This is a genomic window from Mycobacterium arosiense ATCC BAA-1401 = DSM 45069 (assembly GCF_002086125.1).
Lineage (GTDB): Bacteria > Actinomycetota > Actinomycetes > Mycobacteriales > Mycobacteriaceae > Mycobacterium > Mycobacterium arosiense.
Genome location: NZ_MVHG01000092.1, coordinates 1 through 21,377, shown reverse-complemented (window position 1 = coordinate 21,377; position 21,377 = coordinate 1). Strand labels below are relative to the sequence as shown.

The 21,377-nt window shown below is 66.8% G+C and carries 23 protein-coding genes and 1 pseudogene; 18 read left to right on the top strand and 6 right to left on the bottom strand.

All coding sequences use genetic code 11. The features are described from left to right. Positions 1-180, bottom strand: a 180-nt coding sequence (locus BST14_RS23750; protein ID WP_211280796.1) for a type II toxin-antitoxin system Phd/YefM family antitoxin, incomplete at its 3' end; no start/stop codon positions are given. A gap of 206 nt (positions 181-386) precedes the next feature. Here BST14_RS23750 and BST14_RS23745 point away from each other — a divergent pair. Further along, entirely contained in the window at positions 387-878 is a 492-nt protein-coding gene (locus BST14_RS23745) for a hypothetical protein (protein ID WP_036473429.1), read from the top strand. Between the two features lie 30 nt (positions 879-908). On the opposite strand, the gene BST14_RS23740 is transcribed toward BST14_RS23745, so the two are convergent. Beyond that, a complete protein-coding gene (locus BST14_RS23740; RefSeq protein WP_225337343.1) occupies positions 909-1,238 on the bottom strand; it encodes a zinc ribbon domain-containing protein in 330 nt (109 codons plus the stop codon). A 50-nt stretch (positions 1,239-1,288) separates the two neighbouring features. Beyond that, positions 1,289-1,384: pseudogene (locus BST14_RS32700) on the bottom strand (helix-turn-helix domain-containing protein); the annotation flags it as partial. Between the two features lie 98 nt (positions 1,385-1,482). On the opposite strand from BST14_RS32700, the gene BST14_RS23735 reads away from it, so the two are divergent. Further along, positions 1,483-1,779 (top strand): hypothetical protein, encoded by a 297-nt coding sequence (locus BST14_RS23735; protein ID WP_036473430.1) that lies wholly within the window; start codon positions 1,483-1,485, stop codon positions 1,777-1,779. Positions 1,780-1,903: 124 nt separating this feature from the next. Continuing rightward, positions 1,904-2,077: a hypothetical protein gene (locus BST14_RS30160; RefSeq protein WP_158085919.1), complete on the top strand. Its 174-nt coding sequence runs from the start codon at positions 1,904-1,906 to the stop codon at positions 2,075-2,077. A 695-nt stretch (positions 2,078-2,772) separates the two neighbouring features. Here BST14_RS30160 and BST14_RS23730 read toward each other — a convergent pair. From BST14_RS23730 to BST14_RS23720, 3 genes are read right to left on the bottom strand one after another with little or no spacing between them, the layout of a single operon-like run. Next, positions 2,773-3,099, bottom strand: coding sequence for a hypothetical protein (locus BST14_RS23730; protein WP_036473432.1), 327 nt, complete (start codon positions 3,097-3,099; stop codon positions 2,773-2,775). 51 nt (positions 3,100-3,150) lie between these two features. Beyond that, complete coding sequence (locus BST14_RS23725) at positions 3,151-4,518, bottom strand: cutinase family protein (RefSeq protein ID WP_036473434.1); 1,368 nt, start codon at positions 4,516-4,518, stop codon at positions 3,151-3,153. Next, positions 4,515-5,234 (bottom strand): hypothetical protein, encoded by a 720-nt coding sequence (locus tag BST14_RS23720; RefSeq protein ID WP_036473435.1) that lies wholly within the window; start codon positions 5,232-5,234, stop codon positions 4,515-4,517. The genes BST14_RS23725 and BST14_RS23720 overlap by 4 nt, the downstream gene beginning before the upstream one ends. Positions 5,235-5,804: 570 nt before the next feature. Here BST14_RS23720 and BST14_RS23715 point away from each other — a divergent pair. The 15 genes from BST14_RS23715 to BST14_RS23645 all read left to right on the top strand — a co-directional run. Then, positions 5,805-6,005, top strand: coding sequence for a hypothetical protein (locus BST14_RS23715; protein WP_051641674.1), 201 nt, complete (start codon positions 5,805-5,807; stop codon positions 6,003-6,005). Continuing rightward, a complete protein-coding gene (locus BST14_RS23710) occupies positions 5,999-7,021 on the top strand; it encodes a hypothetical protein (protein WP_036473437.1) in 1,023 nt (340 codons plus the stop codon). Before BST14_RS23715 ends, BST14_RS23710 begins: the two co-directional genes overlap by 7 nt. 3 nt (positions 7,022-7,024) lie before the next feature. Further along, positions 7,025-7,342, top strand: coding sequence for a hypothetical protein (locus BST14_RS23705; RefSeq protein WP_036473439.1), 318 nt, complete (start codon positions 7,025-7,027; stop codon positions 7,340-7,342). Between the two features lie 15 nt (positions 7,343-7,357). Beyond that, positions 7,358-7,858 carry a hypothetical protein gene (locus tag BST14_RS23700; protein ID WP_036473440.1) on the top strand — a complete coding sequence of 167 codons (501 nt, stop codon included), beginning with the start codon at positions 7,358-7,360 and terminating at the stop codon, positions 7,856-7,858. A gap of 36 nt (positions 7,859-7,894) precedes the next feature. Next, a complete protein-coding gene (locus tag BST14_RS23695) occupies positions 7,895-10,393 on the top strand; it encodes an ATP-binding protein (RefSeq protein WP_036473441.1) in 2,499 nt (832 codons plus the stop codon). Positions 10,394-10,408: 15 nt separating this feature from the next. Further along, a complete protein-coding gene (locus BST14_RS23690) occupies positions 10,409-12,238 on the top strand; it encodes a hypothetical protein (protein ID WP_225337322.1) in 1,830 nt (609 codons plus the stop codon). A 16-nt stretch (positions 12,239-12,254) separates the two neighbouring features. After that, complete coding sequence (locus BST14_RS23685; protein ID WP_051641675.1) at positions 12,255-13,391, top strand: C40 family peptidase; 1,137 nt, start codon at positions 12,255-12,257, stop codon at positions 13,389-13,391. A gap of 28 nt (positions 13,392-13,419) precedes the next feature. Further along, complete coding sequence (locus BST14_RS23680; protein ID WP_133259259.1) at positions 13,420-14,067, top strand: hypothetical protein; 648 nt, start codon at positions 13,420-13,422, stop codon at positions 14,065-14,067. After that, positions 14,067-16,811, top strand: a complete 2,745-nt coding sequence (locus BST14_RS23675) for an FtsK/SpoIIIE domain-containing protein (protein ID WP_036473444.1) — start codon at positions 14,067-14,069, stop codon at positions 16,809-16,811. Before BST14_RS23680 ends, BST14_RS23675 begins: the two co-directional genes overlap by 1 nt. A gap of 17 nt (positions 16,812-16,828) precedes the next feature. Next, positions 16,829-17,242, top strand: a complete 414-nt coding sequence (locus BST14_RS23670) for a hypothetical protein (RefSeq protein ID WP_083066781.1) — start codon at positions 16,829-16,831, stop codon at positions 17,240-17,242. Continuing rightward, positions 17,242-17,436 (top strand): hypothetical protein, encoded by a 195-nt coding sequence (locus BST14_RS23665; RefSeq protein ID WP_036473449.1) that lies wholly within the window; start codon positions 17,242-17,244, stop codon positions 17,434-17,436. Before BST14_RS23670 ends, BST14_RS23665 begins: the two co-directional genes overlap by 1 nt. Continuing rightward, entirely contained in the window at positions 17,436-18,314 is an 879-nt protein-coding gene (locus BST14_RS23660; protein ID WP_036473452.1) for a hypothetical protein, read from the top strand. The genes BST14_RS23665 and BST14_RS23660 overlap by 1 nt, the downstream gene beginning before the upstream one ends. 21 nt (positions 18,315-18,335) lie before the next feature. Further along, complete coding sequence (locus tag BST14_RS23655) at positions 18,336-20,234, top strand: hypothetical protein (RefSeq protein WP_036473453.1); 1,899 nt, start codon at positions 18,336-18,338, stop codon at positions 20,232-20,234. Positions 20,235-20,244: 10 nt separating this feature from the next. Then, positions 20,245-20,478, top strand: coding sequence for a hypothetical protein (locus BST14_RS23650; protein WP_036473454.1), 234 nt, complete (start codon positions 20,245-20,247; stop codon positions 20,476-20,478). Positions 20,479-20,491: 13 nt separating this feature from the next. Further along, a partial coding sequence (locus BST14_RS23645; RefSeq protein WP_142279565.1) for a PPE domain-containing protein occupies positions 20,492-21,377 on the top strand: 886 nt, incomplete at its 3' end.

Sequence of the window (21,377 nt, the reverse complement as noted above, 5' to 3'; positions counted from 1 at the left end):
GTGGGGGGGGGGCGTGACTTCCTTGCTGGCGATCAGGGCCGACCAGGCGTCGTTGGTAGCGGGAATCAATTGCGCGACCGGGTGCCCGTGGTGGGTGATCTCGATGGTGTGGCCGTCGGCCACCGCGCGCAGAAGCACACTCGCATTCTGGCGCAATTCACGGACACCAACCCGTTTCATGTAGCACATCGTAACTCAGCGTGCTACATGAGGTACACAATCTGGACCGTTGTTTCAAGTTGCCTCCCTTGGCTGCCCACACCTCGAACGATTCTCCGACGGCTAGGTGCCCAACTCGCCTCAAAGTGCCTGGTCTCCGACCAACGATTCGTACGCCTTGGGTGGCTGCTGAGTAGCCTTGACAAAGATCAGGCGCGGCCAGTCGCGTGCGGCCTGCGGCGGAGGAGACGACGACGAGGATCTCTCTCGACGACTTCGTCAACACCCTCGACCCGGCCCGCGCGACTGTTGAGATGTTCAGCCCGTCCCTGCACCTAGAAACCATCGACGCCGTCTACGACTCCGGAACGGTGCTGTGGCGCGCCGACATCACGATGACCCACGTCGACTCCCACGTGGGGGACCCGGACGTGGTCGTCGGCCAGAGCTACTTTGTCATGGCCCGCACCGGCGTCGAAGGTCTCGCCCAGGAGTTGCTCGGCCGCGAGGAGTTCCACCACCTACGCACCGACCGGTTCGCCCCACTGTTCGACGACCACTGCATCGGACCCGAGCTGGCACAACAGTTCTCCGACTGTGTCGAGGTCGTCATGATCGCGCTGTGGATCGTCGTGGACCCCGCGCTGCAGGGCCACCGCCTTGGCGCGTGGTCCCTATGCTGCCAATGCATCGAAACGTTGACGTCCTCCTCTGGCTGAAGCCAGGGGATTCCAACCTTCCCCTACAACCTATGCGGCAGGAGAGTCGTGTTGAGGTTCACGGTTCATAGACCGGCTAGCGCCGAGGTCTCCCCGTGCTGTCACCGCCCGTCCGGCGGCGATATTGCGTGCAGCGTTTACGTCGGCGTTGCACGGACCTGTGGTGCAGGACTCGCAGTCGAATACCGCTTGGCTCTTGCGGTTTCCGGCAGCGACGTGCCCGCACGCCGAGCAACGTTGCGACGTGAATGCGGCCGGGATCTGCTCGACCCGACCGTAAGCTTTGTGCTGCAGCCGCGCGGCGAGCAAACCCCAACCGCTGCGGCTGATTCGGCGCGCGCGGCAGTCAGCTGGGCGCACTGCTCGTGATAGCCCGGCGCGCGACGGCCCGGTCGCCAAAACTGCTGCTGCTCGACCGCCAAATTCCACACATACCGGGCGTGCCGGCAATGCTCAGCCAACCCCACCACCTGACCAGCAGCGGGAAGCAACCGATAACGCGACACCCCCGCAACCTAACCCCCACCACCGACACCAGAGTGAAAGGAGAAGCGGCGTTTCCTCCCGCGGCTAAAGCTACGGGTCTCCACGCCGCGACAAACCGATGATCCCCACGTCCAACGGGTTGATCCTGATGCATCCGCATTGGGATTCCGAGGCTGATCCGGCACCGTCCGTCGAGCAGTTGGAGACGGTCGAACGCCTGAACAAGTACTGGATGACCGCGGGTATGGTGCCGCTTACGGCGGGCCCGCAGTTCCTCGGCCAGCACGCCAACCGTCACGCGCTGAAATTCGCGCTGCACGCCTATCGGCAGCGCTTCTTCGACGACGACTACCTGATCGAGGTGCCGCTGGACCCGCTTCGGCAGCGGATCCGCGACGGCGACGACTTCCTCTGACGGAAACTAGTCGATGCCAACCGTTAGTCGAACGAGCGAGACGCGGCGGCGGACGGCAGCAGGGTGAAGCACGGGTCGGCGTACTCAGCCTGACGCATGAGAACCGACTCGGATCGGAGAAACGGTGAACCACAACGCGAAACTGCGGTGGCCGATTGTGGCCATCGTCTTGGCGCTTTTAGGTCTATGGATCACATGGGATCACCCGCATCTCATCGATAAGGTGACGGGCGTTACCGTCCTCAGCCTCGGTGCAGCGGGAACGGTTTGGGGACTCGTCGAGAAATGGCCGCTTTGACGTCCCTCTGGAGGGCAGGGACAGGTGGGGCTCCCCTGGCTCCGACCAGAGGAGGACGTCAACGTGCCCACGACTATGCCCCGGCGGCGGCGAGTTTGTTCGTTGCACTTGAGGCCCAACGTCCCGTTTGGTGAGGTCGAATCGTTGTCCCTGCGGCGACGTTATCCGCGGTCACCACCACGACGCGGAGACGACAACCCAACTGCCGCATCTGCCACACCCACGGACTGTGTTCTGCCACTCCCTGGCCCCGGGGGCTCACGCAGTGACCCGTGCGGAAGGGTCCGGTCGCGCGGTACCGGCGCGGGCGGCTCGGCACGCCGTGGCGCACGTTGGCGCGGGCTGGCGCGCATCCGGTGATCGAGGGTGTTTGAGGGCGGTGAAGCGTCGGGATGAACCGCGGTCTGCCGGTGCTTGCGGGGCTGTGGCCGGCGGCTTGGTGCCGGGGTCGGTCGGGGCGCCTGCAGAGCCTTGGCGGAAGGTCTGGGCGCGGGCTCGGAGGGCGGGTTGAGTGACCAATGACGGGGACTGTGCGACCCGTGATTGGTGCGTGGTGGCGCGCTGTGGAGCGGCATCCCAGCACCGGCCGGGGCAGGGCGTTTTGGTGGCGGTGGGGCTGCTGGTTGATCGCGAGCGGCGGGGCCCGCCGGTGGGCGTTTGGAGGTGGGTTGGCGCGGCCTGGAGCGGTCGGTCGGTTACCGGCGGTCGCGTGCTCGGTCGGTGTCGAGTGCGGCGCGTAGCGCGGCAATGTCGGGGTGGCGAACGTAGACATCCCAGTTCTTGTCTAGGTCGCTGAGGTCGTGGCCGGCGGCCAGGTCGAGGCCGAGCTCGGTGAGGCGCGCGGCGAGCTGGCTGGGTTCGCGGCACAGCGTATAGACGGGCCAGTGTTCGGTCTTGCTCGCGGCGACGGCGCTGGTGGCGCCGGGGGTTTCCGACCAGCCGGTGAGGGTGATTGCGCCGGTCGGTTCGCGCAGCAGCCAAAGCCCGTAATCCATGTGGGTGGTCTCCTGGTAGACGGTCATTTACGAGCTCTGGGCGGGGGTGTCTGGGGTCATGGGTGTCCGGGGTGCCTTTCAGACGATTCTGTTGAGTTGGTTGACGAAATAGCGTTGGACGAGCTGGGTGCCGGTGTGGCCGGCGGGGTCGAGGCGGGCGGTGTCGTAGTCGTTGTGGTAGTCGCCCTTGATGAATTCGGCGAAGTGTTTGAGTGCGGTGGCGACGGTGGCGGCGCTGAACTGGGCGAAGGTGGGGCCGAAGATGCCGGTGGCCTGGGTTCCGATGCCGCCGGTGGCCACGCTGATGGCGTTGATGACTGCGGTGACCAGATCGCCGAGGCCGGGGCCTGGGTGGGCGAGGCCGGCCCCGACAGGGCCGAAGGCGCTGACGTTGATGGCGTTGGTCTGCTCCTGCATTTTCGACAGCGCGTTGGCGACGTTGGCGGCTTTGGTTGCGATGGCCGTGATGAGCACGGGCAGTGCGGTCCACGCGCGTGCCTGGATGAGGTTGATGATTTGGCCGGCGGCGTTGAACAGCTCGGATGCGGTGGCCGCGACCTGTGGTCCGGCGAGCCAGAACAGCTGTTGGGCCAGTGCGACGCCGAAAGCGACGCCGCGGTGGACGAGGTCGGGGATGAGGTTGGGGTCTTTGACGAGCTGCAGGATTTGGTTGACGGCGGCGGTGGCGGGGGCGATGAGGCCGGCCATGAACATGGTGGCGAGCTTTTGGGCGGAGCCGGCTGGATCCGAGGCGTCGAGGTGAGATCCGAGGTGGCCGATGAAGCGCATGACGAGGTCGGCTTGGGGCAGGTTGCAGAAGTAGTCCAGCGGTGCGCAGATCGACAGGATGCCGTTGCGTTGAGTGAGCGCGCCGAAGCCGCCGGCGCGTACGCCGGCGAAGCCGACGCCGGGCTGGTTGAGCCCGATGGTGGGCTGGCCTACCGGGGACTGTGAGGGGTCGGCGACGAGGGCGACGCCGAGGAGCCGGTTGGCGGGGATGGCGCCTCTGTTGTGGCCGATTGCGGCTGCGATGTCGCCGGCGGCGTCGGCGCCTTGGCTGTAGCCGGTCAGCAGGAAGTTGGTATGTGGGCAGCGGTAGGCGACCGTTCTCATGTGGGCGTCGGCGCTGTCGATGCCGGCTTGTTTGGAGGCCAGGTAGCCGCCGCCGTCGGTGCCGCCGAAGATGGTTGCCGGGTAGGGCGTGTAGAAGGTGTCGACGGTGAGGTGAACGATCCGTTTGATCGGTTCGAGGATGTTGCCGAGGATGCCGACGGGTTTGGTGGGGTCGGCCTGCGGGGTGGTTTGCGTGGTGCCCGGGATCGCGATCGCTTCGATGGCTGGGCAGGTGGCCGGTGCGGCATGGGCAGGCGCAGCGGTGGACAGCAGCAGGGTGGCGGTGAGGGGTAGCGACACCGCCAGTGGAGTGCAGCGGTGGCGGATGGTCATGCTGCTGCTGCCGCGCTCTCGAAGTGGCTGCTGATTTTGCGGATGGCGCGTTGGGCGCGGCGTTCGATGGCGCCGACGTTGGCGCCGAGGCTGCGTGCTGCGCTTCTGGGGCTGTAGATGTCGGTGTTGAGGTAGAGCGCTTTGAGGGTCTCGTATTCCAGGGCGGTGATGATGCGGTGGTCGCGGGCCTGGGAGAGCAGGTGCGCGGTGTGGTCTTCGTCGGTGCCGGTGTCGCTGCGGTCGAGGATCGCGGAGTGGGGGTCGACGCGCACCGCCGCGGTGGGGGTGCCGGCGCGTGGCCGGGCGGCCATGACTTTGCGCAGGGTGGCGTTGTAGAGGTAGCGCGACGTCAAGATCTGTGGTTCTGCGGCGGTGCGGATGAGGGTGAAAAAGATGGTCAGGGTGTCGTTGTCGCGGGCGTCGCGGTCGGTGGACAGGTAGCCGTCGGGGTCGGCGAGTTCGGCGATGCGGCGCAGGGCGTGGCGCATCAGGACGGCTGCCATGAGCAGGGCGTGGCGGTCGCCGTTGCGGGCGTAGCGCGCGAGGGTGGGCAGCACGGTTGATGCGGTGGGCAGGTGCGCGCAGATGGCGTTGGGGGTGTGCGGGGCGCGCGGGTGCAGGGATTGGATGAGGGTTACTGCGGGCGTGAGGTCGCCGCGGCGGGGCTGGGTGAGCAGGCGGTGGGCCTGGTCGGCGAGTTGGTCCCAGATGGTCATTGGATTCCTTGGCGTCGCGGGGAGGTGACGCGCTTATGGAATCCGGGGACGTTGTTGCGGGGGTTTGCGAAGCGGTGTTTAGAGCGGTTGACAACCCGTCCTCATGGAGGTGACGTGCGTCACATCCTGGAGTGGTGACCTTGGGTTATGTGGTTGTCAGCTTGGTTGACGGGAAATGGGTGGGCGCCGCTGTCGGAGGTTGCTGAGCGCGGCGTACCCGGAGGCCGGCGCATCGGTTCGCGGGGCGGCACCTGGGCATAGCGATGCGTGGGGGCCTTCGGCCGGGGTGCGGCGGGGATTCGTCCGGGCTGTCGTCACCGCATATGCGGTGATGCGCTTGGCGCATACGTTGACGAGCTAATGCAGGAGGGGGAGGCGCTCGTCCGTGGCTTCCGCCTCGCGGCTACAGCCGAGCCGAGCGTAATCCCCCTGTCAAGCATCGAGCGAACATCGCGATGTCATACGCGCGTATGCGTTACCAATTCGTTATGTATGCGGTTGTCGCCAAATCGGTGTTTTGGCCCGCATTAGAGGGCGTCCGAGCATCTACCCCTCTTGGAGGCCTTACCGATGGCGCAGCCGATTCGCCGCACCCACGCTGCGGTCCGCTCCTACTGCGACCAGCTGCGCGAGCTCATGGACCAGCTGCGGTCCGACCCCCTCAACGAGGCCAAGTCCGTGGCCCTGGTCGCGCACATCATCAACAACCGCAGCACGGCCCTGCAGCTGCTTGACGTGCTGGAAACCCAGGCGGTGGGGTCCGTATGTTGACGCGCTCCATCGCCGGTGCGCTGGACTCGCTCTTTCTGCGCGTCAGTGGCGGGGACACCATCCGCGCCGATGAGCTTCGCGCCCGAGCGAGCGCGTCGTTTCTGGCGTTCATCATGATCAGTTACATCCCGCTTCTAGCCGGGGTTGTGCTGCTCGTCATGAATCGGCCGCATGCAACCGATACAGCGGCCGAACAAGACCAATTCACGGCGGTGAAGTCCTACGCAACCCGCTACGTGGATGCCTATCTGAAAGACCCGTCGAACACGGCGGCGATCAAGCAGTTCTACGACGGCGATATCCCCCCGTCTGCGCTGCCGGCCGGCGGGCGGGCGCTGCGCGCCGCGTCATGTCTTCCGGGTGTTTTCAACGACGGTTTTCAGACCTATTCGGTCGTCGTTGACGCCGAGATCCCGAAGGCCGCCAACGCCGCGTCCATGGTGCCGGTCAAGCTCCAAGTCGATATCTCAGCAGACACCCACAACTTGTACCGCGCGTTCACGCTTCCGCACGCACGACCGGATCGCCAACCGGGGCTGCCGGTGCAGCTGGCCACACAAACATTGGTCTCCGAAGACCGGCCGGTGTACAAGACCGTCGCCGGGTTCCTCGCCGCGATGCTCACCGGGCAGGGAGACCTGACGCCCTACATCTCTGCGGCGGCCAAAATCACGGCCGAACAACCACCGCGCTTCACCACGATGGCCATCGAGCGCGTGCAAACCAATTCCGAGGCTGCCACCGCCCAGGACGTTCCTCCCGCAGCCGACGGCATTGAGGTCACGGTGCGGGCCGTGATGCAAACCGCCAGCGGCGTGCTGATGCCGATGGATTTCCCCCTCGTGATGTCGGTGGCAGCAGGCCACTGGCAAGTCGACCGGATCAACGATGCGCCCAGCATCATCCCGCCCAACCAAGCAGGGCCGTCTGGACCGTCATTGACCCCAACGACCACCGCCACAACGTCCACCAAATCACCGCGCGGCTACGCCACCAACAGCCCCGAAGGGAGCTAACAAATGATCACCACCGTCGCCTCGTTCATCGCGGACGGATCCGCCTCAGCAGCAGCCACCCATGTCCGAACCGTGGCAGCCCCGATTTGGGATATCGGCGCCAACATCAAAAACCAGGGCATCAGCTTCGCGGTGTTCTTGGCGATGGGCGGCACGGCGGTCTTGGCGGTGTTCGAATACTTCGTCGTCAAGAACAAGACCGCCGCGCTGAAAACCGTCGCTGTCGGTGTCATTCTCATCGGCATTATCGGGGCACTGCCCTCGCTGGGTGTGGTGTCCAAAGACACCGTCCACAGCCTGACCAACAGCGGAACCCGCTGAGCCGGGACAGCGCCGATGTTTGTCGCCAAGTGGTACACCCGAGCCTCGCGGGTCCGCATCGTCATCGCCAAGTTCGACGGGCGATGGAAGCTCCCCGGCGGACCCTTCCCGATCCCCGAGCTGATCGCGCTCGTCGGTGGGTTGTTGATCACCCTGTTCGCGCTGCCCCGGTTCGGCGATCCCTTACTGACCGGCGCGGTGGGAGTGAGCGTCACAGTCGCCGCGGTCGGGGTGATGCGGCGCATGCCGTACTCCCCCGTCAAATTCAGCACTCGGCTGCACCGAATCTTCCTCCTCTACACCAGTCCCCGAAGCAGCAGCGTCAACGAACAGCGCCGCGTCGAGGCCGTGTCGACGGTGCGGCCAACCATCACCATTCTCGACGCAATCGACGCGGCGCCGGTATCGCACCGCGCCGAATCGCGCCCACATGCGCCGACCGCAACAGTCACTGATTCCGGGTGGGACGACCTGTTCGACCGGCCGCACAGCACTGCAGCAGAACTGTTCACCTGATCACCGCCTCAAACACCCTCGAAGAAGGACGCTCTGATGGCTCACCAGCTCGACCAGAACCTGCAACCCACGATGTCGGTGATGGGCAACCTGCGCCGCATGCGCGATGGCGCAATCTGGGCCGACTACCGGCTCACCGGACTGGCGTATGGATACACCAGCGACGAACGCAAATACGACACCTTGATCCACCACAAAAACCTGATCCGAGCGCTGCCGAACAACGCGGTCATCGCAGGCGTCATCGCGGCGATGAATCCGGACGAAATCCTTGCGCGCGCGATCGCCGGAACAGACCTCAGCGCCCGTCCGATGTGGCGCGAGGAATGCGAGGGCAAGCACGAGTACTTTTCGTCCACGGTGCACGCCGCCGAGCGGATTTTCGTGCTGTCATTTCCGGTCACCGACGCCGACGTCGTATCCGATCTCACCGGCTGGGGCGGCGTGGCGCGCCGCTCGGCGGAGCGTGACCGCGTCGAGATGGCAAGGGCGGCAGCGCTAGCGGCCGCGATCGTCGCGCGTCTTCCGTCGGTGTTTGCGTTCGAGCCATTGACGGCAGCGCAGATGGTGTGGCTGTGGAACCATGCGTTGTCACGCGGGACGCGCCGCGAGGTGTTTCCGCCCTCGATTTCGTCGAACGTGTCCTCCCCCGCCGGAGCGTTCGCCGCAGCGGAATTCGACGAAGGTGAACGGCGTGGCGACCGCAAGCGGTGGCGGCCGGACAGCTTTGCGCCGCTGGTGAAGATCAGCCAGCCCGGCCGGATCGGCGCGGCCACCTCATGGCAGACGCTGCTGGCGATCGAATCGCTTCCCCTCGAGGGGTTGCAGTTTCCGGGGTCGGAGTTTTTCACCATCGCCGACCGCGTCGATGGATTCGACGTCGACTGGGCAGCGCGGATCAGCAAGACCAGCCGCGAGCAGGCGATCGCGCGCAACACCAAGAACCTGCGGCGGCTCAATGAGCAAGTCGGTGAGCGCGACTCCGAGGTGTCCTTCGCCCAAGACATGCTGTCGCAGCAGGCGCTCGATCTCGGCGAATACAACGCGCTGTTGGAAACCAACGACGACGAGATCGAGGTGTCGATGTGCCCGATCTTCGCCATCGCCGGCGCCTCGCGGGCCCAGTGTGAGGACGGGGCGCTCAAACTGGTGCAGGCCTTCGAACGTAACCGCATCAAAGTGGTCGCCCCGCTGGGCGGGCAACGCGAGCTGTGGTCGGCGATGAATCCCGGCGGTGCCGGCCTGCGTGTGGTTGCCGACTTCTCCCACGTCACCATCAGTGAGTACCAGGCCGCCAGCGTGCCGTTCGCGACCAATGCCGTCGGTGATGCGCAGGGGCCGATCATCGCGCTGAATTTGTCGGGTCGGCGCAATCAGCCGGTGCACCTGGAGTGGTGGCGTGAGCCGCTCAAAGACGCGTCCTCGGCGATCGCGATCGCCGGTGAATTGGGTGCGGGCAAGACCTGGCTGATCATGTACATGCTGTTCCATTTGGTCGACATCGGCGGTCAGTTCTTGGCGATCGACCGCACCGATTCCGGGGAGTACGCGCGCCCGGCGGCCACCCTGGGTAGTCACGCGATCATCGACCTGATGCGGCCGCAGTGGTCGATGGATCCGCTGCGCACCTTCCAGGCCGATATTGGGGTCGACTCCGCCGTCGAACTGCTCACGCCGCTGTTCGAGTGCGAAGCGAACTCCCCGATGGGAATGACACTGGGTGAGGTGCTGCGCCCGGAATGGGGGGTGCGCTCGATCCCGGACCTGCTTGCCGTGCTGCAGCGCGGGGCTGACATGGGCAAGTTGGCCGACGGCAAGCCGCTGCCTTCGGGATGGGATGAGCTGCACCGCCACCTGGCCTACTGGTCAGGCCGCCGCTATGCCGCGGCGCTGTTCGACCCGAATCTGCCGTCGCTGGATCTCAACACCGAAGGCATCGTGATCCGCACCAACAGGGTCGAGGTGCCCACCGGTGAGGAAGTGGCGGGCCGCGAGGCGCTGAGTCCGAGCAAGGTGTTCGGTCGGGCGATCTATGGGCTGTCGATGGAGTTGGGTCGCCAAGCATTCCAGCTCAACAAAGCGCGACCGGCCGCGGTGGCCCTCGATGAGGCCTACCACGTGACCTCCACCTCCACCGGTTTGGCCCGTACGGCGCGGCTGGCGCGCGACGGCCGTAAAGACAACATTTCGTTGATCCTGGGAAGCCACGACCCGGTCAACGACTATCCCGCGGGCACCGCATTGGACCTGATACCGATGCGGATCGTCATGCGCCACCGTGACGAGACGCTGGCCAGGCGGTCACTGAAATGGCTGGGGATCGACCCCGACAAGAACCCGCACATCGTGCGTGACTTGACGACCAACACCTCACCCAAAGGCGCCGACGGCAAGGTGGTGCGCGGCCGCGAGGGCGAGGGCTACATGCGCGACGCCCGCGGCGCGATCGGCCGCATCAAGGTGCTCGGCCCCTCCTCGCCGCTGCGGCGCGAAGCGATGAGCACCACTCCCCCCGACCACAGCCAAGTCGCCTAGCCCACGGAGGTTCATGTGAGGGACCATCGGCCCAACAGCGGCGGCCGGGTGCTCGTCGACGCCGATCGGCTGGCGCGTTGGGATCAAGGGATTCGGGCCTGGACTCCCGCGGCCGTGCTGCGGTGGTGTGCACGTCACCGTGCGGTGACCACGGCGGTGCTGATTGGATTTCTGCTGCTCGTGGTCGGCGCGGCCCAGGCGAGCGCGGATCCAGGTACCGGCGCCGACACCGGGGCCGGGGACGTGCTGATTTCCTGGATGGGAATCAAAGACTCCGACAATGTGCCGGTCGCCAAATACACCTTGACCCTCAATCAGGGCGGCTGGGACGATCCCACGGCGAAGATCTTTTCCTACGTCGATTCTGTCGTCTACGAGGTGTATCTGTGCGTCACGACGACCGCGCTGTGGCTGATCAAATTCGTGCTCGACTTTTCGTGGTTGAAATTATTCACCGGCCCGTTTCAGACCATCGGTCACGGCGTGGATACCGCGATGGACCGGTTCGGGTTGGCCGCGACCGCCCTGGCGGTCTTGGCGATCATCGCGGTCTGCACGGTGCTGGCCGGCCGCACCGCCAAAGCGGTGTCCAACATCGCCATGGCGATGGTGATGATCGGTATTGCCGCAACGATTTTCGCTAACCCGCTGGCCGAACTCGTCGGCCCCGATGGGCTGCTGGCCAAAGGGCGTGACACCGGTCTGCAGATCGCGTCGTCGGTGTCGGACGGACACATGAGCGACAACGGCGGCAAGGCCAACATCGACGACATGGTGTCACGTCTGGCCGATAGGTTTTTGCGTTCGCCCACCCAGATGATCAATTTCGGGCAAGTCAGCGACTCGATTTCGCGTAAATGCAAAGAAGCATGGTCGAAAGGAATCAAAGACCAGCACGGCGACAAACTCAAAGACGACATTCAGGGGTGCGACTCCAAAAAGGGCGACCAAATGCACGACAAGTCTATGGGTAACCCCGCCGCCTTCCTGGTGCCGCTGTCCATCTGCGGTTTCCTGGCCAGCATCCTTGTCGCCTTCGCCTGCTACTTCGTGTGGCATGTGGTGCGCGCGGCGGTACAAGCCATGCTGTATGCCGCGCTGGCCCCGCCGGCGTTCGCCATCGGCGTGATACCGGGCGGGCCGCAGATGTTCGCGTGGAAAACCCTGCTGGACTGCGCGATGGCGTTCGCGGCGATGGTCATCTACACCGCGGCGTTCGGCGGTTACAACGTGATCCTCGACCAAGTCTTCAAGGAGTCGACCAACGCCATCCAGTCGATCTTTCTGACCACGCTGGTCCTGGCGTTCGGGTTCGCGTTCTTCGGGCCGCTGCGCCGCATGTTCGACCGCAGCCGCGACACCATGGCCGCCAAACTCGGCGGCGGAAACAGCGGCGGGTCCGGCCGAGGCTGGCTTTCCAAGTCCGCTGACCTGGCTGCACTGAAGGGCAACCTGGCGCCCGGCGGGCGCGGCGCCTCGAGCAACAAACGCGAGCCGGGCCGCATCCAACCAGAATCGGACTCCTCCAGCAGCGCCGGCGGGGGCGGTGGCGGCGCCGGTCCAGACGGCGGCGACGGACCTGGATCCGGGCCGGCATCCATCAGCGACCCCGCAGCAGGTGGCGCAGGCGCATCGGGGGCAGGCCGCGCCGGCGGCGACGCCGACACCTCCTCGGATGCCGGCGGCCACCAGCGTGCGCCGCAGCCAGCCGAACCGGCGGTCGTGGTCAGCGATGCCAGCCGAGTTCACGACCGGCTGGCCGAAGCGGTCCGGATCTACCGCGCCAGCCGCGGCGGGGGCGGGGGCGGCCGCGAGGGCCGCCACGCGTTGTCTGAGGCTGCCTGACTAGGGCCGGGCACTGATGGAACCGATGGAATGGGTGGCGATCGCCCGCACGGTATGGGCGCATCGCCGCAAGCTCTACGCCGCGCTGGCGTTGCTGGCGCCGTTCGCGTTGACCGCGCTGCTGGTGATCTTCGTGGTGTTCCTCGGTGGCGGGGCGCCGCCGGCCACGGCGGGGCTGACCCCGCAGTGCCAGCACCAGCTGCAGTCCCAGGGAATCAGCCCCGACACCGGGGTGTCGTTTGGGCCGGGCCCGATCAACAACGGCAAAGCTGTCATCGCCGCCGGCCTGCAGATGAAGGTGCCCGAGAAGGGCATCATCATCGGCTTGGCGGTGGGCATGGAGGAATCCGGGCTGCGGAACCTGGCCAACTCCAATGTGCCCGAATCGATGGGCATTCCCCATGAGGGCGTGGGACACGACCACAAGTCGGTCGGAATCATGCAGCAACAACCATGGTGGGGCAGCCTGCGTGACCTGATGACCCCCGGCGTTGCGGCTCAAAAGTTCTTCGCCAAGCTGCTCAAAGTCGGCGGCTGGCAGAACATGGCCCCCACGGTGGCCGCCCAAGCAGTCCAAGGATCGGCCTTTCCCGACGCCTACGCCGCATTCGTGACACAGGCAACCGCGTTCTACCGCCAGCACTTACACGAAGTGATGGCCAGCTCTGGTCATCCCACCCCGCCGGAGTCCACCAAAGACGACAGCGGCCGCGACATCTGCGGTGTGGTACGCGATCCGCACGCCGGCGCGCCGAGCAACCTGGGGCCCGGCACCGCGGCCGGGGTGGCCGCCGCGCGAGCCGCAGAAGCCCAGATCGGGCTGCCCTATGTGTGGGGCGGCGGAAACACCAACGGCCCCACCGGGGGCGGATTCGACTGCTCAGGTCTGGTGCTCTACGCCATCTACCAAGCCTCAGGACACCGAATTGTGTTGCCCCACTTGACCTACGACATGGTCCACTACGGCAGCATCGTCCCACGTACCGCCGTGCAGCCAGGCGATCTGGTGTTTTTGAACCCCGACTCCCGCGGGCCCGGACACGTGGCCATGGTGGTCAACCCCACCACGATCGTGGAAGCCCAAGACTTCGGGATCCCGGTGAAGCTCTCACCGTTTCCCTCCCGCTTCGTCGTCATCAAACGCGTCCTATGACCGAGAAAAGAGGCAGGCTGACATGAACATGAGCACACAGCAGCGATCACTGCGAGCCCGATGGTGGCGCCTGCGGTGGTGGATGCGGCGGGTCCCGCTGCGTCTGCGCCTGGGAGTGATCGCCGGCATCGTCGCCGTGGCGGGATTGTGCTGGCAGTACAGCACCCACCACGGTGAGACCGCCGCCAGCGAGCGCCACCAGCAGCGGCCAGCCGCCAGCGCCACCCCCGCGCCGGCGCCGGCGGCCCCGCCTGCTGACTACGGCGACAACCCTGCGGTGGACCAGCTGCCGGCACCCACCGTGGCGCCGCAGCTGGCCTCGATCGACGCCGCTCGGGCCCTCGCCGCGCGGTTCGCCACCAATTTCGCCTCCCCGAACGACAATCACGACGACTGGTTGGCCCGCATCAGCCCCGATGTGTCGCAGCAGCTGATCGAGCAATACCGGCTCACCGATATCCGCAACGTCCCCCAGGCCGCGGTGAGCTCGCTGGACGGGCCGCTCGACGAGCTGCCCGGCGCCGTGGCGTTTCGCGCCACCTACAACGACGGGTCCCAGATCGAAATCCGTCTGGCGCTGGCAGCAGACGGCTGGAAGGTCGCCAACGTGGTGCCGGTCAACTCCGACACCACGCCGGCGCCGGCCTCCTCCTCCCCGGGCCCGGGGGTGCGGTGATGGCAGCGAACAAGACAGCTCCCGGCGCCAAGGCTGACACCAGGACGGCGCCGCCGCCGCGGCCCTACGCGATCAACAACGCCGAGCTCAAACGCCCCCACATCGCCGGCGAATCCGCGGCCGAGCAGAAGCAGGCCGCCCAAGGGTGGCGGTGGATCATCCTGTCCGCGCTGGCTGTGGTCGCGCTACTGACCTACACCAAGATCTGGCCAGCGGCCCAGCACCTGCTCTATTCGCCCTCACCGGTGCGCGACTACCTGCTGCCCCCCTCAGCCAACCCGATCTACGTCGTCGCCGGCGTGGGCGTGGGCTGGTTTTGGATCTTGTTCATCGCCGCCCCGGCGATCGCCGCGGCGGCGGCCGCACTGTGGTGGGCCATGCTGGCGTGGTCCAACCACCGCGCCCGCACCGGCCATCTGGGCCAGCTGCGTGCCGGACAGGCCTGGACCGGTGAGCAGTACCCCACGGTGCCGCTGATTGTGGGAGGCGCTGGTGTGACCCTGGCCCTGGCCGGGGCCCTGTTGCGCTGGGCCGGGCCCGCGGCGAGCACCCTGCCTGGTCGGCTGGTGGTCGTTGCGCTATTGGTCGCGGCCGGCTACGGGTTCACCCAATTCGCCTGGTGGGCGTACCTGCGCGGCACCATCACCCGCCAGATCAACAAGGTCACCTACCTGGCGTCGTTCACGCTGGGATGGACCGATGACCTGCGAGCTGGCCGCGTCAAGGTCATACGCTGCGCCTACCCGCGCCGGCAAAAAGCATTCCCCAAGGTGGTCAAGCTGCTCTACAGCCAGCATCCCCGAGCAGTCGGCGACGACCTCATCGCCGAAGTCGGCGCGGTGCTGCGCGAGGTCACCGGCCACACCTACACCCTTGAACATGAGGCGTTGACCCGCACACTGACCGCCACCCACACCGTGACCGTCGATGAGCACGACGCCGTCGACGACGCCGAAACGGTGCTCGCTCCGCTGGTCGCCTCCTGGTTTGATGCGGCAGCCCACATCGCCTCGGTGACCGTGGACACCCCAGCCCCGGTGACCGACGAGGCTGACGGGCAGGCCGCCAGCAGCCCGCCCGCCGATGTCGATGAGGAGCTGGCGCAACGAGCGGCCGCCACCGGCAACGACGCCATCGCCTCGCGGATCCGCGAATTCACCGTCGGCTTCGCCTACAACCTGAAGGTCAGCTCGGCCTATCGCCGCGGAGTCATCGAAGGCATGGTCTCTGATGCGCTCGGAGGATCCTGGGAAGCCGAATGGAGCATGGCCTCGCGGCGGGTGCGGTTCGTGCGCAGCCCCGGCCTTCCCGTCCTGGTCGACCCGCCGCTGCAATTCCCCACGGTCACCCGGGCGACCATCCGTTCCCTGTACAAGCACACGGTCATCCCGTTCGGCGTCGACGCCTACGGCAACACCATCAGCTGGGACTTCAAACAGTCCCCGCACATGCTCATCGCCGGCCAGACCTCCTCGGGCAAGACGTCGGCGCTGATGACAGTGGCCACGCAGTGCGCCCGGCGGGGTTTCAACGTGGTCGAAATCGACCCGAAGGGCTTCGACTCCCCAGGGATGCGGGATTGGCCGAACGTGTCGCTGGTGACCGCCGGTACCGACGAAGACGGCTTGGTCGGGCACACCGCCGCGCTGCGGTTCATCGCCGACACCATGCGCGATCGGCTCTCGCAGGTCAAGATCAATCCCAACCGCGCCGACGACTTCGACCCCATCATCGTGATCACCGACGAGTTCTCCAACCTGGTGGTGGCGTTGGCCGAGTTCTACGCGACGTACAAGACCAGCAAGGAAAAAGGAGCGCCGCCCACCACCAAAGACGTCGGGATCCTGCTGCGGACCGCGCGAGCAGTGGCCATCCATATGGCGATCGGCATCCAGCGTCCCGACACGATGTTCATCTCTGGTGAGGCGCGCGACAACACCGCGTTGCGGGTGGCGATGGGCCGCCTGCGATCCAAGGACGCGGCAATCATGATGTTCAACGACGCGGTCGCGGGCACCCGCATCCAACCGGGCATCAAGGGCCGCGGCACCGTGCAGCTGCCCGACGGCCGGTTCCGGGAGATGCAAGCGTTCTACACGCCGAAAATCCCGGCCACCGAGGAGCAGTGGGCGGCGTTGACAGACCACGAACGCGCCATCCTCACCGAGCTGCGCAACGTCGACAGCTTCTGGCCGCGCCGGGTGGTCGACAGTGCGCTGCGCGGCTACGACCCCGAGGACGAAGACCAGTCGCTGTCGTTCGCCGACATCCGCCAATCACCGATCGTGCTCGCCTCCGAACGTCCCGACCTGGACCCCCTGAGCGAGCAGTACGTGCGACCGTTGAGCGCGGTCCGCCAGGCCACCATGGACGACGAGCATGCCGACCTCGCGGGGATACCACACGGCCACGATGGGCAGGGCGCCACAGCGCCGGCGGCCGCGTCATTCGGGGCGCCCGTTGACGGCTTCGACGACGACTATTTACCGACCATCGAAGACGAATACGCTGCCGCGATCCCGGTCGCGGCCAACGAGATCACCCACGGTGATCTGGTGGACCTTTCCGTTGACGGTGTCGCAGACTGGAAGTACGTTCACGCCGAGCCTTACCTCACCGAAGATGCTGACGGTCTTGACCGGCTGGTGATCCCCTATCGGGACCTCGATGACGGTCACGACGCCGCCGACATCGAGGTCGATCCCTACGAGGTGATGCAGGCTCGCAAACTGCATATGCACTAGCGACAACGGAGGTGGGTATGGCGCCCAGGAAAAGGAAAAACGGCAGGGCTGCCGCGGAGGCCGCGTATGCCAACCTACTCAAAGACAACACCGCCCTCGTCGGTGATGTCGGAGAAACCTGGGACGCCTACGTGGCCCAGCTCCACGACGCGGCGGCGGCACGGGAGCGCTACGAAGAGGCGCGCGCCGCGGCGGTCAAAGGTGGTGCGGTCACCAACGATCAACTCGACCAAATGGGCTACAAGAAAACCGCCAAGTTGCCCACACCGCCGCCCAGAACCCCGGCCGGCCCCACCACGCAGAGCTCGCCGGGGTCCAAGCCGGATGCCCCCGCGGGGCGGCCCGAGCCATCTTCTGATTCACACACCAACGGTGTATCAGCCGAGCCGGCGTTGGCCTCGGTGGGCGCCGCCAACCGAGGGGAGTACTGATGAGTGCGATCGACGCGCTGGTCCAAGAGTCTCAGGAGCAGCACCGCCGCTACTACGACCTGTTCGGCCATAACCCGGTGCGTGGTGACGGGCTGCGTGAGGTCGGCGAACTGAGCCGGCAATGCGCCGAGCAGGCCCGCGAAATCCGTCAACAGGTCTTGGATTCGAACTTCTCCACGGCGGTGCTCGGCTAATGGGCGGTCACGGCGGCCCTTTCGCCCAGTCAACCGGTCATGATCACGTACCGCTGGACGGGTTCAACGGAAACGCCACCGGTGCCGGTGGTGCCGCGGACGGCAGTGCTGATGTCAACATCAACGGCGGCAACGCCATCGCGGGTAACTCCGCAGCCGAGGCCGCCGAGATCGCCGCAGTCCCCAATCCGCAATCACCCGAAGGCCAACGTCAGATCCTGGCGATCATCGAGAAATACCAGTCCAAAAGCGCTGGCACAGTTGAAGAATCGGCGGCCACCCAGCAGGCCAACGGCGAGGACGCCGCCAACGGCGGTCACCACCACCATGGAGACGACGACGGTAAAGACGACTCCAAAGGCGGTAGCGGCCTGATGGACATCTTGAGCCAATTGCTCGGCTCAGGGAGCTCAGGGCTGCAAGGCATGAACCCGTTGGGTCAGGGCATGAGCCCGTTCGGGCAAGGAATGGGCGGTGCTGGCGCCAACCCGTTCGGCGACCCCTACGGTGCGCAGCAGGCCGGTGCGACCAGCCCGGCCGCCAACCCCTTCGCCGACCCGCTGGCCTCGCCGAGCGCGCCGGCGGCCACCACCGTGGGAGCCACCTCAGACCCGTTCTCCAGCTCCCCCACCGGCGCCACCAACGCGACCCCGGCGGGCAGCAACCCCAACGCGGCCACCAACCCCTTCACCACCGCAGACAACCCCGGCGGACAAGGCGGTGGCGGCGGTGCGGGGGCTGTTCCGGCGACCGGCGGCGGCACCAAGCCAGGCGCGAGCGCGACGAACACCTCGGGTGTGGACCTGGATGCGTTTTCCGGCGGTGATGGCGGCGCTGTTCCCGCGGACCCGGCCACCAGCGCTACGGGCAGCAAGTAGTCCGGGCACAGCGCGCAGGTCATGGTGTCCACCGCCGTCAGTAGCGTCCCGGTCACCTCATGGTGGTACGGGCAAAGCCGAGCGCGCGACGTTGCGCGGCGCCTGGAATCGCTGTCGGGGCTCTCACCGGCACCGGGGCCCGCCGGGGTGATCACCGCCCGCCGCGACGAACTGACGGTGACCTTCGTCGAAGGGCTCAAAGCTCCCCTGCCCCAGCCGTGGCAGCCCGCCGGCCGCGAAGCCCGCATCGGTTGGGAAGCCGTCGACCCCGGGTACCCACCGGACCCCAACCATCCGGTTTACCTGGTGGTGTTCGGGACCACCGATGACGGTGGACTGGTGGGGTTGAACCTGGCCGCATTTCCCCGGCTGCGCGTCGAAGGAGATCCCGACACCGCTGCCGCATTGATCCGCCGCTGGGTGCTGGAACTGGTGGCTACCCATCCCGCCATCAGCATTGGGATCACCGACGACGTGTGGACGGGGCCATGGACCACCCGGGTGCAACCAGTGGCGCCGGGGTCTGTTCCCGGCGTCGACGTGCTGGTGTGTGGTCCCGGGCTGACCTATGCCGAACGCGCCCAGATCGTGGCCGCGGCGACCAGCCCGATCCTGATTGACCTCGGTCAAGACGCGGCGATGTCGAGCACCTGGGTGATCAACTGTGGTCCCGATCGGCTCGGGCAGATCAGTCGCGGCTCCTCGTCGCGGCCGATGACGGCCACACTGATCGTTCCCAGCGCCGAGGTCGTCGAGCGCTGCGCCGAACTGCTGACCGACCAGCCTGAGCATCCGGTCGCCACCCCTGAAGCGGTGCCGGCCGAACGCGGCGCCGCCGCCGGCGCAGTGCACTGGGATGACTCGGCCCTCGATACGACCGGCCTCGACGAGGACAGCCCGACCACTGGGACTGCAGGCCTTGCCGACAGCGCGCCCCGGCCTGAACCCGCGCCTGGCGAGCAGGGCCCGATCGACTTCTTCGCCCCCGGGAACGCAACCTCGACGCCCGCGGCGCCGACGTTCCTGGTCGCCGACCACCCCGATGACAGCCAAGCCGCCCAACGCGCCCCCGTTGCGGCACCCGCAGACGAGCACCACGCTCCGGGCCCGGCCCCGCACGCTGCACAAGCCGACCTGCCGGCAGCTGCACTGCCTGTTGCCGCGGCGACCGAAAGCCGGCAACAGACCGATGGGCCAGCGCCGGTGATCGCGCCGATGTGGAACCGCATCCTTGGCCAGGTAGTACTGCAACCACCGCACAGCACCCAAGAGCCCGGGCCCCGGGAAAAGCGGCTCAACGAACTCACCGTGTTCCTTCAGCACCGCCCCTGGGCCAGGGCCGATGACATCATCGCCTGTGTCTACGGCGGGGCGGCCTCAGAAAAAACGGTGACCCAGCAGCTCTCCTTGCTGCGCGCACGGCTGGGAGTCGTGCGCCCCGGTGGGCCAAAAGCGTTGCCGCCCATGAGCGATGGTGGCTATCACCTCGACAACGCGGTGCGCTCAGACTGGATGGAATTCGAGCGGCTGGTGGAAATCCTCGTCGAGACCACCCCCACCCCGAACCTGATCGCAGCGATGGATCTGGTCACCGGGCCGCCGCTGAGCAGAATCCCGCCGAAAGAATGGGCCTGGACCAAAGACTTGCGCGAAGAGTTACGTGACCGAGTTCCCGCAGCTGCGGTGGCCCTGGCGCGCCGGCACCACGACGCCAAGCGGTTCGGGGCCGCGGTCGAAGTCGCGCGCAAAGGCTTGTGGTATGACAGCGTTCGACAGGACCTGTGGCAGGTCGCGCTGGCGGCGGCTCTCGAGGGCCACGACAAGGACGCGTTCCGCGCATTGCGCGGACAGTTCCTCGCGACCGTCGCCGGACCCGATCGGGATCCGGTGGTCTTCGATCTCACGCGACAGGCAGGATAAAGGGGCCGCCATGCATTCCATCACTGTGACGCAATTCAAGGACGACGACGACGAGGTCATCACCACTGCCGAGACCGACCCGGCTGCCTTGTCGGTGTCGGTGTGCACCACCGGCGCGATCGTCGATGTCGACGCTGCCGTCAAGACGCTGCGTCCGCTGGGTGTCGAGGGATTCACCGAGTTGTTCCTGGCCTGCGCGCAGGCGGCGTTCGCCCACCGCTACGACCCACTGTTGTCCGAGTAGCGGCAGGGTCGTCATGGGCTTGGATATCGACACCAGTGGACTGCGCCGCGCCGGCGAACTGGTTCACGCCGCCGGTGAGGTCTTACACCAGCAGTTAGACGCCGACGCGCCGCCCTGCGGGGACGATGAAGTGTCCAAGGCCCTGATGGACAACCTCAACGCCTGGCAACGCTGGCTGGTCGCGCACCTCAAAGCCGGTGCCCAGCAAGCATTTAGCGCCGCGGCCGGTATCCACAACGCGGCCGGCGGATTCGACACCCACGACGCTGCGGCCGCGGCGGCCTACGGCGGCGCCGGCGGCCACGCACCAGTGGCCACGCCGGCTGCCGCCCACAGCGGACCGGGCGCGGCGGGCGCTGCACCTACCGGGCCCCCGGCCAACTCACCCGTGCCGGACATCAGCGGCCGCGACGGTGAGAAGCTCGCCCTGGCGCTGCACTCCGGCGCCGGGCCCGCGCCGGCTTTGGCCAAAGCCGCGCAGTGGGAAGGCGTGGCCGCCCAAGCAGTGACCGCGCATACCGCACTCACCGGGGCCCGAACCCAGCTGCTCGCCTCCGGTCACGCCGCGCTGAGCGCACCGCTGGTGACACGGCTGGACCGGGCCATCGGCTGGACTCAGCAGGTCGCCACCCACGCCAGCGCACTGGCCAACGGCTACAGCACCGCCGCCGGCGCCCACACCACCGCCACGACCGCAGTCGGCCACCCCACGGTGTGGCGCACCACGAAAACGAACTTGGCCGAGGCACGCGCGGACCCGTTCGGGGCGCCTCGAGCGCAGGCCTACCAAGCCCAGTTGACCGGGATGCAGCACACCGCCAGAGTCACGTTGACCGGCTATACCACCACCGGAACCGCGGCCAGCACACCGCCGAGCACACTTCCCCCCGGTCCCGGAT

What these genes read in the sequence shown, in the direction of transcription:
- BST14_RS23670 (WP_083066781.1), top strand. Translation starts at nt 16,829, where the DNA reads ATGGCGCCCAGGAAAAGGAAAAACGGCAGGGCTGCCGCGGAGGCCGCG.
- BST14_RS23725 (WP_036473434.1), bottom strand. Translation starts at nt 4,518, where the DNA reads ATGACCATCCGCCACCGCTGCACTCCACTGGCGGTGTCGCTACCCCTC.
- BST14_RS23705 (WP_036473439.1), top strand. Translation starts at nt 7,025, where the DNA reads ATGATCACCACCGTCGCCTCGTTCATCGCGGACGGATCCGCCTCAGCA.
- BST14_RS23735 (WP_036473430.1), top strand. Translation starts at nt 1,483, where the DNA reads ATGATCCCCACGTCCAACGGGTTGATCCTGATGCATCCGCATTGGGAT.
- BST14_RS23650 (WP_036473454.1), top strand. Translation starts at nt 20,245, where the DNA reads ATGCATTCCATCACTGTGACGCAATTCAAGGACGACGACGACGAGGTC.
- BST14_RS23715 (WP_051641674.1), top strand. Translation starts at nt 5,805, where the DNA reads ATGGCGCAGCCGATTCGCCGCACCCACGCTGCGGTCCGCTCCTACTGC.
- BST14_RS23665 (WP_036473449.1), top strand. Translation starts at nt 17,242, where the DNA reads ATGAGTGCGATCGACGCGCTGGTCCAAGAGTCTCAGGAGCAGCACCGC.
- BST14_RS23680 (WP_133259259.1), top strand. Translation starts at nt 13,420, where the DNA reads ATGAGCACACAGCAGCGATCACTGCGAGCCCGATGGTGGCGCCTGCGG.
- BST14_RS23685 (WP_051641675.1), top strand. Translation starts at nt 12,255, where the DNA reads ATGGAACCGATGGAATGGGTGGCGATCGCCCGCACGGTATGGGCGCAT.
- BST14_RS23710 (WP_036473437.1), top strand. Translation starts at nt 5,999, where the DNA reads ATGTTGACGCGCTCCATCGCCGGTGCGCTGGACTCGCTCTTTCTGCGC.
- BST14_RS23730 (WP_036473432.1), bottom strand. Translation starts at nt 3,099, where the DNA reads ATGACCGTCTACCAGGAGACCACCCACATGGATTACGGGCTTTGGCTG.
- BST14_RS23720 (WP_036473435.1), bottom strand. Translation starts at nt 5,234, where the DNA reads ATGACCATCTGGGACCAACTCGCCGACCAGGCCCACCGCCTGCTCACC.
- BST14_RS23655 (WP_036473453.1), top strand. Translation starts at nt 18,336, where the DNA reads ATGGTGTCCACCGCCGTCAGTAGCGTCCCGGTCACCTCATGGTGGTAC.
- BST14_RS23660 (WP_036473452.1), top strand. Translation starts at nt 17,436, where the DNA reads ATGGGCGGTCACGGCGGCCCTTTCGCCCAGTCAACCGGTCATGATCAC.
- BST14_RS23700 (WP_036473440.1), top strand. Translation starts at nt 7,358, where the DNA reads ATGTTTGTCGCCAAGTGGTACACCCGAGCCTCGCGGGTCCGCATCGTC.
- BST14_RS23675 (WP_036473444.1), top strand. Translation starts at nt 14,067, where the DNA reads ATGGCAGCGAACAAGACAGCTCCCGGCGCCAAGGCTGACACCAGGACG.
- BST14_RS23695 (WP_036473441.1), top strand. Translation starts at nt 7,895, where the DNA reads ATGGCTCACCAGCTCGACCAGAACCTGCAACCCACGATGTCGGTGATG.